Here is a 15,479-nt window from a genome sequence, read left to right as displayed (position 1 = left end):
AGGGCCTTACGGCGAGTGCTGGCCCACGCGGTGCCCGCGCAGTCCGTAAAACAGGATGTACAGGTAGCAGGGCACCATCAGCAGCATGAAGACCAGCTGGAAGTTGTAGTGCTGCTTCAGGTGCACGAAAGCCTGCGGCACCAGCGCGCCGCCCACGATCGCCATGATCAGCAGCGCCGAACCGGCCTCCGTCCAGCGGCCGAGGCCCTTGATCGCCAGCGGGAAGATCGCCGGCCACATCATGGCGTTAGCGAAACCCAGCGCGGCCACGAAGGCCACCGAGGTGTAGCCGGTGGTCAGCCACGCGCCGACGGTGAAGATGGCGCCGAGCACGGCCGACACGGCCAGATAGCTCTGCTGCGAAATGATCCGCGGGATCAGCACCAGTCCGGCCAGGTAGCCCAGCAGCATGGCGAACAGCGTGTATGAGGTGAAATGCTTGGTGGCATCCAGCGGCAGGCCCAGGCCCTGCCCGTAGGTACCGATCGCGTCGCCGGCCATCACTTCCACGCCGACGTACAAGAACAGGCACAGCACGCCCAGCCACAGATGGGGGAAGCTCAGCAGGTTGCCCTTGGCGTGGCCGATTTCCGCCTCGCTGTTGGCGCCCGAGGGCTTGATCTCCGGCAGCGGCGAGCGCAGCACCCACACGGCGAGTATCACCAGCAGGCCAGCCATGGCCAGGTACGGCATGTGCACCTTGGCGGCGAACGTGTTGAGCAGCGCTTCGCGCGCTTCCGGCGAAGGCGCGGCCTTCACCTGCTGGTCAAACGTGTCGATGCCGCTGAGCACCAGCCAGCCGAACACGAACGGCGCCAATGCGCCGGCCACCTTGTTGCAGATGCCCATGAAAGCGATGCGCTGCGCCGCGCTCTCGATGGGGCCGAGGATGCTGATATACGGGTTGGAGGCGGTCTGCAGCAGCGCGAGCCCCGCGCCGATCACGAACAGCCCGGACAGCGCGCCGTAGTAAATGCGCATCGACACGAACTGGCCGAACAGCACCGCGCCGATCGCCATGACGAACAGGCCCAGCGCCATGCCTTTCTTCATGCCGGTGCGCTTGAGCACGTAGGACGAAGGCAGCGCGAGGAAGAAGTACGAGCAATAGAACACCATCGGCACGAGGAAGGCGTTCACGTCGTCCAGGTCGAACGCGAGCTTCACGAAGGTGATCAGCGGCCCGTTGAGCCAGGTCACGAAGCCGAAAATGAAGAACAGCAGGCCGATGATCAGCATCGGCACCAGGCCGGAAGCCCGGGCGTGCCTATCGCCGGCGGCGAACGTTGTGGACGACATGAAGTGATGACTCCCCGAGTGTGCCGATGCCGACGGAGGGCCCGCAGGCCGCGTCGCCTCCCAGGGTTTTATCCGCGCTAACTAGCAACGTTGTCAATCGGCCGTCCGATTCCGTCCGCGGCCGCGTCACGCCGCCGGAAGGACATGCGCCTGCGCATGGCGCGGCGCCGCAAGCTCGTGCCGGCTAGCCCGAAAGCCATGGTGGATCGCATAACGGCGCGGATCGGCAAGGTCTTCGGCCAGCCCTCGGGGCGGCCGCGGCAGGGGGATTGCTGCGTCGCGGGACTGCGCTCGCGCGGCTAGGAAATCGGACCTGTTGACAACGTTGTCATGACGCTTCCAGACTCCGGTTCCATTCGGGGGCTGTGACAACAGCATGACGCCGGCATGACGGCGTCCACATCGCAAGAGGGGAGGGCTTGTGGCGGAACTGGCCAACCAGGGCGGGCTGAAGGGTGCCTCGCAAGGCGCGCTTTTCCTCGCGGCGGACGTCGGCGGCACGCATGCGCGCATCGGGCTGGTGAGCCGTCGCCCGGACGGCGCGCGCCCCGTGACGGTGCTGCAGTACCACCGCTACGCCTGCGCCGAATGGCCCAGCCTCACCGCCGTCCTCAAGGACTTCGTCAGCCATCTCGGCGCTACGGTGCGCGTGGATCAATGCGCCGTGGCCAGCGCCGGCTACGTGCTGGGCGATGCCATCGTCAACGACAACCTGCCCTGGCCGGTGTCCATCCGCGACATCCGCGACAACCTGGGCATCGAGCGCCTGGCGGTGGTCAACGATTTCGAAGCCGTGGCGTATGCCACGCAGTTCCTGGTGCAGGCCGACACCACGCCGGTGATCGAGGCGGACAGCGCAGGCAGCGGTCCCGTGCTGGTGATGGGCCCCGGCACCGGGCTCGGTTCGGCCGTGCTGCTGCCGGGTAAGCCGCATGCCACCGTGCTGCCCACCGAGGCGGGACAGATCGCGCTCTCGCCCGGCACCGACCGCGAAATGGAGATCCTGCGCCTGCTCGCCAAGGACCGTCCGTACGTGTCCTTCGAACATGCGCTCTCCGGGCCTGGCCTGCTCAACCTCTACCGCGCGCTCTGCCTGCTGCGCGGCCAGCCGGTCGCGCTGGCCAAGCCCAGCGACGTGACGCGCGCGGCACTGGAATACAGCGACGAAGCGGCGGTGGAAGCGCTGGATGTCTTCTGCGGTCTGCTGGGCAGCTTCGTCGGCGACCTGGCGCTGCTCTACGGCGCGCGCGGCGGCGTGTTCCTCGCCGGCGGCATCCTGCCGCAGATCCGCGAAGTGCTGCTCGCCAGCAGTTTCCGCGAACGCTTCTTCAACAAGGGCGTGATGCGCGCCTTCCTGCAGCAGGTGCCCGTGCGCCTGATGGAACACGGCCAGCTCGGCGTCATCGGCGCCGCTGGGATGTACCTGGACGGTCAAACCATGCATCCGCCGCAGGGGGCGGCAGCCCAGTCTTCGTAGTCAGCGTAGCAACCACCGGGCGCAAGCCCAGCAACCGCCTAGCGGATATCGACGACGCCACGCCATCCGCACCAGCGATCCTTTGAGGGGAGGAAACCATGTCACACCGCAAGACGCTACTCGCCGCCAGCATCATCGCCGGACTCTGTCTTTCCGGCGCCGTCTACGCGCAGGACGCACAGACCGGCGCCGCCGGCACGGCGCAGAGCCGGGCCGACAAGAACAAGGCCAAGGACCTGAGCACCGTCGTCGTCACCGGCATCCGCGATACCGAAGCGGAGTCGATCGAATTCAAGAAGTACGCCGACTCGCACGTCGACGTGGTCACCGCCGAGGACGTCGGCAAGCTGCCGGCCAAGAACGTGGCCGACACGCTGCAGCGCCTGCCCGGCGTGAACATCAGCTCGTCCAGCGCCAGCGAAGGCGGCTTCGACGAAGCGGACCGTGTGAGCCTGCGCGGCACCAACCCCAGCATGACCCAGACGCTGGTCAACGGGCACACCGTGGGCACCGGCGACTGGTTCGTGCTGAGCCAGGTGCAGACCGTGGGCCGCAGCGTCAGCTACAGCCTGTTGCCCTCCGAGATCGTCAGCCAAGTGGTGGTGCACAAGAGCTCCGAGGCGAAGATCGTCGAGGGCGGCAGCGCCGGTTCGGTGGACATCATCACCCGCAAGCCGCTGGAGTTCTCCAAGCCGGTGACCGCGGAAGCGTCGATCGGCGGCGTGTACTCCGATTTGCCGGGCGACACCAAGCCGCAGTTCAGCGGCTTGTTCAACTGGAAGAACGCCGACAACACCTTTGGCGTCATGCTGCAGGGCTTCTACGAGAAGCGCAGCCTGCAGCGCAACGGCCAGGAAGTGGTGGGTGGATACGGCAAGATCGCCGCCACCGACCCGGCAGCCGTGGCCGATCCCAAGCTTGCCGGCCTGTCCTATCCGAACCTGCTCGGCGCCACGCTGTTCACGCAGGAGCGCGAGCGCAAGGGCGGCGTCATCGACCTGGAGTTCAAGCCCAGCGACACCGTCACGCTTAACCTCAGCGGCTTCTACTCCAAGCTCGAAGCGGACAACTACAACCGCAACTACATGCTGTGGTCGAGCCACTTCGCGCCTTATCTGGTGCCGAGCAGCTACTCCGTGAAGAACGGCGTGATTACCAATGCCGTCTATCCGAAGGTCACCGACCCCAGCGTGATGTGCGGCGCTGCGCCCTGCACCAATACCTCGTGGGGCGTCTACGACCAGATCTCCCGCCCGGGCGCGGCCTCGCAATCGCGTTACCTCACCTTGGACGGCGAGTGGCGCGCTTCGCAGTCGCTGACCTTCAAGGGCCAGGTCGGAACCACCAAGGGCAAGGGCAGCAGCCCGACCCAGGACGTGCTGGAACTGGGCACGGGCGGTGGCGGTGGCGCGTCTTGGGCCATGAATGGGCTTGACCATCCCGCGAGCTGGTCGCTGGGCGGCGACAACAGCACGCCGTCGGGCATCCGCCCGCAGGACGGCTGGATCTTCGGCGACCAGGCGATCGAAGTCACCGACAAGGAGAACTGGATCGGCGGCGACGGCGAGTGGGCGCTGGACCGCGGCGCGCTGTCCTCGCTGGAATTCGGTGTGCGCTACTCGGACCACACCCGCCAGAACAAGACCGACATCGGCCAGGGACCGAACTTCGCCACCGACTGGCAGAACCCGGCCAACTATCCGGCTGGCCACTCCAACTATCCGGGCGACTTCACCGACGATCTCGGCGGCAGCGTACCCGGCAATATCTGGTACTACACGCCGGGCCAGCTCGCCGCGATCAATGCGCAGTTCGCCAACCGCGATCCGGTGGCGCGCTTCAACTGGCAGAACATCTACAAGGTGAAGGAGAAGGTCACGGCCGCCTATCTGCAGGCCAACTTCTCCGGCGACCGCTGGAGCGGCAACCTGGGCGGCCGCTGGGTGCGCACCGAAGAGAACATCAACTACAACACCAGCAACCCGGAGCAGTACACCGTCGCCGGCCCGGTCACCGGCTCGGCTTTCGGCAACTACTACCGCAGCAAGTACGACCACACGTACAGCAAGTTCCTGCCCAGCGCGAATTTCAAGTACAGCTTCACGGATGACCTGATCGGCCGCCTCGCGGCGTCGCAGACCATGACGCGGCCGGACTACTCCGCGCTGGCCGGCTCGGTGTCGCTCGATGACCTGACCCACACCGGCAGCGGCGGCAACCCGCAGCTCAAGCCGATCATCTCCACCAACTTCGATGCCGCCCTGGAGTGGTACTTCGCGCCGCGCGGCCTGCTGTCGGCAGGCGCGTATTACATGGACCTGAAGGACTACGTGAACTTCGGTCCGGTCAGCCGTACGTACAAGGACCAGAACGCCAGCAACAACAGCGGGCAGGACGTATTCAACACGTATCTGGTCAGCGTGCCGGTGAACGTGGATGGCCACATCAGCGGGATCGAGCTGGCCTACGTGCAGCCGATCGGCGAGAACTTCGGCGTAGCCGCCAACTACACCTATGCCGACGGCAGCACCTCCACCGGCAAGCCGCTGCAGGGCACCTCGGAGAACACGTACAACGTTTCCGGCTACTTCGAGAACGAGCGCTTCAACGCCCGCCTGAGCTACACCTATCGTTCGTCGTTCTTCGCCGGCGTCAGCCGCACGGACACGTACTATCAGTCGGGCCTGGGCAATCTCGCGCTGTCCCTGGGCTACAAGATCAACGACTGGGCGACGTTGTCGTTCGATGCCATGAACCTCAACAACCCCAAGATCAAGTACTACACCAACGTCGAGGGCATCGGTAACCAGCCATACGCTTTCTACGTCAACGGTCGCCAGTACTACCTCAACCTCCGGTTGAAGTATTGAGGCACACTGAGCAACACCCTCCCCATTGGGCCCGGCTTGTCCGGGCCCTTCTTTGGGGGGCAACAAAGAGAGGAGAAGACAGCCGGTGAGTTTCGCAATCCGTCTTGGCCGTACCTTGGTGCTCGCGGCACTGCTGATCCTTCCTCCTCTCGTTCTGGCTGCGCAGGAACCATCCGCCGCAGCCCCGCTTTCCCTGATTCCGTGGCCGGCGCAGCTCACCCGCGCCGAGGGCGCGTTCGCCATCGACGCGCGCACCGTGCTGGTCGCCGGCGATGGCGACACCCGCGCCACCGCGACCTGGCTGGCCGGGCAGATTAAGCGCCGCCACGGTCTGGACCTGCGCATCGTCGACAAGGCCGGCGACGGTCCGGCCATCGTGCTCCGGCGTGACGCCAAGGCGGCGTTACCGTCCGAAGGCTATCTGCTCGATATCGACGCCAACGGCGCGCGCATCGTCGCGCGCGACGGCGACGGCCTGTTCCATGGCGCGGTCACGTTGTGGCAATTGCTGACCCAGGATGACGCCAAGGCTGGCGTGCCCTTCGTGCACATCGAAGACGCGCCGCGTTTCCGCTGGCGCGGCCTGATGCTGGACTCGGCGCGCCATTTCCAGAGCGTGGAGGAGATCCGCGTATTGATCGACCAGATGGCGCTGCACAAGCTCAACGTGCTGCACTGGCACCTCACCGACGACCAGGGCTGGCGCATCGAGATCAAGCGCTACCCGGAGCTGACCCGTATCGGCGCGTGGCGCACGCCGCCGGGCGCGGGCAAGGACGGCGAACCGGCTCGATACGGCGGGTTCTACACGCAGGAAGAGATCCGCGCGATGGTCGCCTATGCGGCCGCGCGCCACATCACCATCGTCCCCGAGCTGGACATGCCCGGCCACGCGCAGGCGGCCGTCGCCTCGTATCCGGAGCTGGGCGTCACCGGCAAGCGTCCGCCAGTGTCGGTGGACTGGGGCGTGCACACGTACCTGTACAACGTCGACGACGCCACGTTCGTGTTCATGCAGCACGTGCTGGACGAGGTGATGGCGCTGTTCCCCTCGCGCTACATCCACGTGGGCGGCGACGAGGCGGTGAAGGACCAGTGGCAGGCATCGCCCACGGTGCAGGCGAAGATCCGGGCGCTGGGGCTGAAGGACGAGAATGCGCTGCAAGGCTGGTTCATCGCCCGCATCGGCACATACCTCAAGGCCCATGGCCGACGCCTGATCGGCTGGGACGAAATCCTTGAAGGCGGCGTGCCGGCGGACGCCACGGTGATGTCCTGGCGCGGCATCAAGGGCGCGGTCGAGGCCGCGCAGAAGGGCCATGACGTCGTTTCTTCGCCGGCGCCTGACCTGTACTTCGACCAGCTGCAGAGCGATCGCGCCGATGAGACCACCGGCCGCATTCCGGTGCGCGATCTCGCGAGCATCTACGCCTTCGAACCGGTGCCGAAGGAACTGAATATCGCCCAGGCGAAGCACGTGCTGGGCGCCCAGGCCAACGTTTGGACCGAGCACATGCCGTCGATCGCGCACGTGCAGCACGCGGTGTTCCCGCGCCTGGACGCGCTCTCCGAAGTGCTGTGGTCGCCAGCGGCCGCGCGCGACTGGAAGGGTTTCCTCGCGCGCATGCCGGCGCAGCTCGCGCGCTATCGCGCAGATGGCATTGCCTATGCCGACGGCGCCTTCGCACCGTCGATCGACGTGGACCGCAACGCGGCGCTGGTCAGCGGCAAGGCCACGGTGATGCTCGCCAACCAGGCCGGCTTCGGCCAGCTGCATTACACGCTGGACGGCAGTACGCCCACGGCAAGCTCGCCGCTTTACGCCGCCCCGTTCGAGACCAAGCTGCCCACGACGGTGCGCGCCATTGCCGTCGACGCACGTGGCGAGCCCCTGGCCGCGCCGCGCGAACGCGTGCTCGACGTGCCCGGCCTGCTGACACGCGCGAGCGCCGAGCTGCCCAATTGCCCCGGCAGCGATTTCCGCCTGCGCGTGCAGCCGACGCCGGATGCCACTAGCCTGGCCCCCGCCTACAACATCAACATCTTCGATACCTGCCAGCGCTGGCCGGAGGCGCGCCTGGACGGCATCGCCGCCATCCACGTCGAGGCCGCGCGGCTGGAGCGCAACTACCAGTTGGCGCACGACGCGAAGCTGGTGGTGTCGCGGCCGGCGAGCACCGCGCACGGCGAACTGGTGGCGCATCTGGATAGCTGCGACGGCAAGGTGCTCGCCAGCATGCCGCTGCCCGATCCGTCCGGCCCGCGTCGCTTTGCGCTGAATGCCCAGTTGCCCCTGCAGAAGGGCACACACGAGCTGTGCCTGATCTTCACCGCGCCGATCACCGGGCCGTTGTACGGCATCGAACGCGCCAGCCTGACGCCGGCGAAACCGTGAACCAGGCCGCGCCGCGCCGCCTCGCTTCGGTCGACGCCCTGCGCGGTTGCACCGTGGCGGCCATGCTGCTGGTGAACGATCCGGGCGACTGGAGCCATGTGTTCTGGCCGCTCGAACATGCGGATTGGCATGGCTGTACGCCGACGGACCTGGTGTTTCCGTTTTTTCTCTTCGTAGTCGGTGTATCGGTGGCGCTGGGGATCGCGCCGCGCATGGAGCAGGGGGCCGATCGCCGCCTGCTGATGCGCGCTGCCCTGGTACGCGCGCTGCGCATCGTTGGGCTGGGGCTGCTGATCAATGTGGCGGCATGGCTGGTCCTGCCAGATGCGCACTTGCGCATTCCCGGCGTGCTGCAGCGGATCGGCGTGTGCTTCGCAGCGGTCGCGGCGTTTCAGCTCTATGCCGGCGCCCGCGTGCAATGGACGGCCATCCTGGTCCTGCTGGCGGGCTACGCCGCGCTGCTCGCGTCCGGCGGCACGCTCGAACCGTTCACGAACCTCGTCAGCCGCACGGATACCGCGGTGTTCGGCCGGTTCGCCTATCGCTATTTCGCGGACACTGGCCTAGGCCACGATCCGGAAGGCCTGCTGGGCACGCTGCCTTCCATCGCCACATCCCTGCTGGGCCTGCGCGCCGGCCACTGGCTGCGACGCGGCGACACGCGCGCGCTGCTGCTGGGCGGCGTGGTGCTGGTCCTGTTCGGTGCCGCCTGGTCATGGGTGCAACCGTTCAACAAGAATCTGTGGACGCCTTCATTTGCGCTGTGGACCGCCGGCTGGGCGGTATGGGCGCTGCTGCTGTTCCACGCGCTGGTCGACGTACGCGGCTGGCCGCCGCTGGGTCGACGCTTCGGCGTGAACGCGGTCGCGGCCTATGCGGGCTCGGAGTTCATGCAGATCCTGCTGCCGGGGCTGGGCATCCAGGAGCCGTTGTATCGAACCGCTTTCGCCGGATGGGTCGCGCCGCTGGCCGGTCCCTATGTCGCCTCGCTCGCCTTCGCCCTGGCCTTCGTCGCGGTGTGGTGGGCCATCGTGTGGGTGCTGGATCGCAAGCGCATCTACGTGAAGCTCTGACCGCTGGCCTGAAACCGCAACTCCAGGTTGGCATTGCCCGTATCCCACCCTGGGCTATCATCCCTCGCTCGCTGACTTGAAGCTGACGACGAAGGGATAGGCATGATTCGTTCGCCCCTACTTGCGCGCCGCGCGCTGCTGTTCTCCGCCTGTGCATTGCTCACGGCTTGTGCCAGCCAGGCGGTGACGCCGCCGGCAACGAGCGCCGCCGTGGCGATCGACGTGCCAGCGATCAAGCGTCCGGACGGCGAGACGCCGCCGTGGTGGTTCCGCAACGGCGCGGCACAGGCCGCGAGGGCGTCGGCGCAGGCGAATGCCGGCGGACAGCAGGCGAAGAACGTCATCGTGTTCCTCGGCGACGGCATGAGCATTCCCACCATTGCCGCGGCGCACGTGCGCGCGGGCCAACGCAAAGGCGTGGACGGGGAAAGTTACCGGCTGAGCTTCGAGCAATTCCCCTTCAGTGCATTGAGCCGCACTTACGAAACGGACCAGCAGACCCCGGACTCCGCCGGCACCATGACCGCGATCATGACCGGCGTGAAGACGCGCGCCGGCTTCATCGGTACCTCGCAGGTGCCGCGCCGGCAGGATTGCGCGGCCAGCAAGGGGCAGGAACTGGTAACCACGCTCGAACTGGCCGCCGCCGCGGGCATGAGTACCGGCGCGGTGACCACCACGCGCATCACGCATGCCACGCCGGCGGCGACCTACGGCCACCTGCCGGAGCGCAACTGGGAAGTGGACGCCGAGCTGACGCCGCAGGCCAAGGCGCAAGGCTGCAAGGATTTCGCCGCGCAGCTGGTCGATTTTCCCGCCGTGGATGGGCTCACGGTCGCCATGGGCGGGGGACGTACCGAATTCCTGCCGGCCGGTGTGACCGATCCGGAATATGCCAACAAGGTGGGCCAGCGCCTCGACGGCCGCGACCTGATCGCGGAGTGGAAGGCCAAGCATCCGGACGGCGCGTACGTGTGGAACGAGCAGCAGCTCACGTCGCTCGATCTCTTGCGCACGCCACGCCTGCTGGGCCTGTTCGAGCCCTCGCACATGAATTACGAACACGAGCGCGCCAAGGACAAGGCCGGCGAACCCAGCCTGGCCGAGATGACCGCCAGTGCGATCGAGGTACTCAAGCGCAACCCGAACGGCTTCTTCCTGATGGTCGAGGGCGGCCGTATCGACCACGCACTGCATGCAGGCAATGCATACCGCGCGCTGGACGAGACCATCGCGCTGTCGGACGCCGTCGAAGCGGCTCTCGCGCACACCGATCCGAAAGACACCCTGATCGTGGTCACCGCCGACCATGCGCACACATTGACCTTCTCCGGCTATCCGAAGCGCGGCAACGACATCCTCGGCCTGGTGCAGGGCCATACGGACAGCTACGACGAAGAGGGCGGCGCCGGCCTCGCGCGCGATGCCACCGGCAAGCCGTACACCACGCTGGGCTTCGCCAACGGACCGGGCTATACCGGTGCGAGCGACAAGCAGCCGGAGGGGCCGAAGCGCTATCCGCACAACCCGGGCGACTACTCGCCGGCCAAACAGGGCCGGCCTGACCTCGGCAAGGTCGACACCACCGCGCCGGATTACATGCAGGAATCGATCGTGCCGCTGAAAGGCGAGACGCACGGCGGTGAGGACGTGGCGATCTTCGCCAATGGCCCCGGTGCGGCCGCGTTCCATGGCGAGCTGGAACAGAACGCGATCTTCCACGTGATCGTGCAGCACGCGCCGCGTATCCGTGCCGAGCTGTGCAAGCTCGGCAGTTGCAACGCCGATGGGGTGCCGGTGGATCGGCCGACGTACGAGGCGTGGCTGAAGCAGGTGAGTGCCAGGTAATCCGGCGCGGGTCTGTTCGTCGTCCCGCTACAGGCCGAACGGCAGCACTTTGAACTTCAAACCAGCAGGTGCGCGTACGGATGGGCGCCGAACGGCGAAGCGCCCTCCACGCGCAAGGCGGCAGCCAGATACGCCCATAACGCCTCCGGCGGTTGAGCGTCCTCCGGCGGCGAGCCATCGGGCAGTTGCCGGCCGGCCGTGCCGGTTCTGACGTACTTGCCGATCACCGTCGCCGTGCCGCCTTTGGCGTGGTCCGCGCCGGGCAGCGTGCGGCTGAACTCGCCGGTGAGCAAAGTCACCACGTTGCGCCCGCGCAGCGCGAGCATGCGTTGCAGGAAGACCGACAGGCTGGGCGTGATGGGCGCCATGATGCCGCGCGCGACGGTGCCGATATCGTCGTGGTGCGTATCGAACTGGCGGTCCTCTCGTCCCGTGAAAGCCGTTTGCGCGAAGACGACCCCGGCATCCGCGCGGATCAGCGCCTCGACCGCCGCGAAGGTGGCGCGCTGGTCGTCCACGGCGGTCTGGCCCGGGCCGACGCCGTACGCGTGCCGGATGGCCTCCATCTCGGCGACCGCCAGACCTTCGCGTGCCGTGGCGAAGTCCGTCACGCGCCGGCAGCGGATGCCGCCTTCGGCCGGCGGGTCGGCATGGACGCCGACGGGAAAGCCGAGGCGGTTGACGACCGCGCAGGGCACGGGACTGGCCGGCAAGGCTGCCGCCATGCGCAGCAGCTGGCTGCGCGGCCCGGCCTGCAGCACCGCGGCGCGCGCGTCGTTGTGGCTGTACATGCCGTGGCGGAACGGCACGGCCGCCATATGCGCCAGCGCCGGGTCGGGCAGCGCGCCGAGCGAGCCGGCATCCACATAAAGGCCGTTGCCCAGCGCGCGGACATTGCCGGACGTCACGCCGAACGCACCGCTGGCGAGGAACGCGTCGGCGCTGTTGAACAGCCCGGCCGGCCCGCCGTTCAACCACAGCACGACCAGGGTGGGACGTTCGCGCGGATGCTCGCGCCGGGCCAAGGCATCGAGTCCGCCGAACGCGAGCGCGCCGGAGAGAGCGAGGCCGCCTTTCAATACGGCGCGCCGGGAGGGCGAGTGGGCAGGCGTAGGCACGATCGATCACCGCGGGGCAAAGGGGAGGGGCGTTGCCGCGAGGCATGCCCGGGGCACAGACTTAGCCTAGGCCTGTCCATCCACCGAACGGAGGCCATCCTATGTCGCGTTTCAGACAACGGCCCGGCGCCGCCGGCCGGGCCTGGCCGATCACCGCGCTCGCCAAGGAATACCCCCGCGGCTGCCACGTGCCGCCGCATCGCCATCGGCGCGGGCAGCTCCTCTACGCCTCCAGCGGCGTGATGCAGGTGACTACGCGCGAAGGGATCTGGATCGTGCCGCCGCAGCGCTCGTTGTGGATACCGCTCGGCATGGCGCATGAGATCCTCATGGAAGGCCCTGTCGCGGTGCGCATGCTCTATCTCGATCGCGCGACCAGCGGGCCGTTCGGCCCGCATTGCCGCGTCATGGCGGTGTCGCCGTTGCTGCGCGAGCTGATCCTCGCGGCGGTGCAGGCGCATGGCGAGCGCGACACGACGACGATGCAGCTGGCCACGCCACTGCTGCTTCATGCGCTGCGGAACGCGGAGGAAGCGCCATTCCGCATTCCCGTGCCGTCGGACCCCCGCCTGCGCAAAGCCTGCCAGCGCCTGCTCGACGATGCCTCGCGGCCGGACACGCTGGAACAGCTGGCCTCGCGCGTCGGCGCGAGCAGCCGCACGCTGGCACGCCTGTTCGACAGCGAACTGCGCATGTCCTTCGTGCGCTGGCGGCAGCACGTGCGGCTGGCGCGGGCGATCAGTCAGATGAGCCTGGGTCGCCCGGTCAAATCGGTCGCGCGCGACGCCGGCTATGCGAGCACCAGCGCGTTCTGCAGCATGTTCCACCGCATCATCGGCGTCAGTCCCACCGATTACCTACGCCAGGTCGACGGCAAGCCAGCTTTGTGACTGCGCGCTCCTGCGCGTCATCCCGCCGTCAAAGAATCGACATGTAGCGGCTTCACGATATCTGAACATCCGCGCCTCCCCGCGCGATGCCCCGATCCCTGGAGCCCACATGAAGAAGAACCTCCTGGCGATGGCCACGGCCGTCGCGCTCGCCGCTTTGTCCCATGGCGCCATGGCGGAGGACCTGCCGCCGGCCGACGCCGCAGCCAAGCCGGATGCGGCGAAGAACCTCGAGGGCGTCTCGGTGATCGGCCAGGGCGAGACCCGCCAGGTGCAGCGCGTGACGGTGAAGGACACCGCGGTGCTGCCCGCCGGAACCAGCCTGCAGAAGGTGCTCAACCGCATGCCGGGCGTGAACGTGCAGTCCAACGACGCATTCGGCGCCAACGAGGAATCGCAGACCATCAGCCTGCGCGGCTTCAATGGCCAGCGCCTGGGCTACACGCTGGACGGCCTGCCGCTGGGCGACAACGCCTACGGCAACTACAACGGCCTGAACATCAGCCGCGCGCTGATCGCCGAGAACGCCGCGGGCGCGGAACTGGCGCAGGGCATCGGCAGCCTCGGCATCGCCTCGACCAGCAACCTCGGCGGCACCATCCAGTATTTCTCGGCCGATCCGCTGCCCACGTTCGGCGGCCGCTTCGCGCAGACCTTCGGCTCGGACCAGAACCGCCGCACCTATGTGCGCCTGGACACCGGCGATCTCCACGGTTTCTCGATGTACTTGTCCGGCGTACGCGCCACCGCCGATATGTGGGCGCGCCCGAACTCGCCGACCACCACCAAGCAATTCAACGGCAAGGCGGTGTATCAGTTCGACGGCGGCCGCATCACGGCTTTCGCCGATACCTCGCGCACGTCGCAGGCCGATTACGCCTACCTCTCCAAGAGCGGCATGGCGCGCGGCCTGGGCTGGGACTGGAACCTGTACGCGCCCGACTGGAAGCGGGCGCTGGCCGCCGCGTACTGCGCGCCGGCTTATACGGTGAAGGGCGTGAAGGATTCGCGCTGCGCCTTCTCCGGCGGCGTGGACAATATCGACGATGCGTACTACCAGAGCCGCGCGCTGCGCCGCGACGACCTGTACTACCTGGCCGGCGATTTCTATCCGAGCGACGCGCTGACCGTGCACGCGCAGGTCTACCACCACGAGAATGCCGGCCAGGGTCACTGGTGGTCGCCAGGCCAGAAGTCCAACCCGGGCACCGCGCAGGAGCTGCCGATCTCGATCCGCAGCACCAACTACAAGATCAACCGCAATGGCGCGCTCGCCTCGCTGGGCTGGGACGTGGGCGGGCACCATCTGGAAGGCGGCGTGTGGTACGAGCAGAACCACCACAACGTCGAGCGCAACTTCTATTACATCCCCTACACGCTCACCAGCCCGATCAGCGACGACACCTACCTGAGCGATCCGGATCGCCGCCTGTTCAACCAGGCCTACACCATCACCACGCGCCAGGCTTACCTGCAGGACAGCTTCAAGCTGCTGGACGACCGCCTCAGTGTGGATGTGGGCGTGAAAAGCCCGCATGTGACCATGACCGCGCGCCAGGCGCCGGGCAACTACGAGGCGCCGGTCGCCAACGGCACGCTCAAGGCGGAGAAGAACCTGCTGCCGCAGGTGGGCTTCGGCTACAAGCTCGACGCCGGGCAGGAACTGTTCCTGTCCTACGCCAAGAACATCGCCGCGTTCCAAGGCGGCGGCGCCAGCGGCCCGCTGCTGGTGACGCAGTCCTCGTTCAACGCGACCCAGGGCAATCTCAAGCCCGAGCAGTCGCGCACCATCGAAGGCGGCTACCGCATCGTCCAGCGCGAGTTCGAGGCCTCGGCAGCACTGTACGACGTGAAGTTCGACAACCGCCTGCTCTCGCTCAACCCCTGCCCGAGCATCCAGCAGGGAACCACGCCGGCCTGCACCACGCGCTTCTACAACGTGGGTTCCGTGAGCAGCAAGGGCGCGGAGTTCACCTTCATCTGGAAGCCGTTCGAGCACTTCCAGTGGTACAACTCGGCCTCGTTCAACCGCTCCACGTATGACGACAACTACGTGCAGAACGGCGTGACGGTGCCCACCAAGGGCAAGACCACGGTGGACACGCCCAAGCGCATGTTCGCCAGCGAGATCGCCTGGACCTACGGCCCCTGGAACCTGAGCCTGCGCGGCAAGTACACCGGCACGCGCTACTACACCTATACCAACGACCAGGGCTTCGGCGGCTATACCTCGTTCGACTTCGGTGCCGGCTACGACTTCGGTGCGGCCTGGTTCGCGCAGGACGTGCGCCTGTCGCTCAATGTCAGCAACCTCACCGACAAGCGCTACGCCTCGAACCTCACGGCCTTCGCCAATACCGACCCGAACGGCCGCCAGCTGGCCTTCCATGCCAGCGCGCCGCGCCAGACCTTCCTGACGCTGGACGTGAAGTTCTGATCCGGACCGCCTAAAAAGGGGGCGGGCGGGGTGGCGGGCGGCCGGACGCGCCCGCCACCCCAACCCGTATCC

General features: G+C 67.2%; 9 protein-coding genes. 7 read left to right on the top strand and 2 right to left on the bottom strand.

What is annotated here, in order from left to right; genetic code table 11:
- Positions 1-6: 6 nt before the first annotated feature.
- Positions 7-1,299, bottom strand: a complete 1,293-nt coding sequence (locus RKE25_RS00130) for a sugar MFS transporter (protein ID WP_311840251.1) — start codon at positions 1,297-1,299, stop codon at positions 7-9.
- A gap of 421 nt (positions 1,300-1,720) precedes the next feature.
- Here RKE25_RS00130 and glk point away from each other — a divergent pair, with 421 nt between their 5' ends.
- The 5 genes from glk (at position 1,721) to RKE25_RS00105 (ending at position 10,962) form a co-directional block, all read left to right on the top strand.
- Entirely contained in the window at positions 1,721-2,776 is a 1,056-nt protein-coding gene (gene glk / locus RKE25_RS00125) for a glucokinase (protein ID WP_311840250.1), read from the top strand.
- A gap of 98 nt (positions 2,777-2,874) precedes the next feature.
- Positions 2,875-5,646 (top strand): TonB-dependent receptor, encoded by a 2,772-nt coding sequence (locus RKE25_RS00120; protein ID WP_311840249.1) that lies wholly within the window; start codon positions 2,875-2,877, stop codon positions 5,644-5,646.
- A gap of 85 nt (positions 5,647-5,731) precedes the next feature.
- Positions 5,732-8,041 (top strand): family 20 glycosylhydrolase, encoded by a 2,310-nt coding sequence (locus tag RKE25_RS00115; RefSeq protein WP_311840248.1) that lies wholly within the window; start codon positions 5,732-5,734, stop codon positions 8,039-8,041.
- Positions 8,038-9,114 (top strand): heparan-alpha-glucosaminide N-acetyltransferase domain-containing protein, encoded by a 1,077-nt coding sequence (locus tag RKE25_RS00110; RefSeq protein ID WP_311840247.1) that lies wholly within the window; start codon positions 8,038-8,040, stop codon positions 9,112-9,114. Before RKE25_RS00115 ends, RKE25_RS00110 begins: the two co-directional genes overlap by 4 nt.
- Positions 9,115-9,216: 102 nt before the next feature.
- Positions 9,217-10,962 (top strand): alkaline phosphatase, encoded by a 1,746-nt coding sequence (locus tag RKE25_RS00105; RefSeq protein ID WP_311840246.1) that lies wholly within the window; start codon positions 9,217-9,219, stop codon positions 10,960-10,962.
- Between the two features lie 56 nt (positions 10,963-11,018).
- On the opposite strand, the gene RKE25_RS00100 is transcribed toward RKE25_RS00105, so the two are convergent.
- Positions 11,019-12,080: a hypothetical protein gene (locus RKE25_RS00100; protein ID WP_311840245.1), complete on the bottom strand. Its 1,062-nt coding sequence runs from the start codon at positions 12,078-12,080 to the stop codon at positions 11,019-11,021.
- 101 nt (positions 12,081-12,181) lie between these two features.
- Here RKE25_RS00100 and RKE25_RS00095 point away from each other — a divergent pair, with 101 nt between their 5' ends.
- Positions 12,182-12,970: a helix-turn-helix transcriptional regulator gene (locus tag RKE25_RS00095; RefSeq protein ID WP_311840244.1), complete on the top strand. Its 789-nt coding sequence runs from the start codon at positions 12,182-12,184 to the stop codon at positions 12,968-12,970.
- 172 nt (positions 12,971-13,142) lie between these two features.
- The gene (locus RKE25_RS00090) at positions 13,143-15,407 is read left to right on the top strand and encodes a TonB-dependent receptor (RefSeq protein WP_311842458.1); all 2,265 of its coding nucleotides are present in this window, start codon (positions 13,143-13,145) and stop codon (positions 15,405-15,407) included.
- Positions 15,408-15,479: the final 72 nt, after the last annotated feature.

The organism is Dyella sp. BiH032 (assembly GCF_031954525.1).
Taxonomy (GTDB): Bacteria; Pseudomonadota; Gammaproteobacteria; order Xanthomonadales; family Rhodanobacteraceae; genus Dyella_D.
This window is presented reverse-complemented; position numbering and strand designations above follow the sequence as displayed.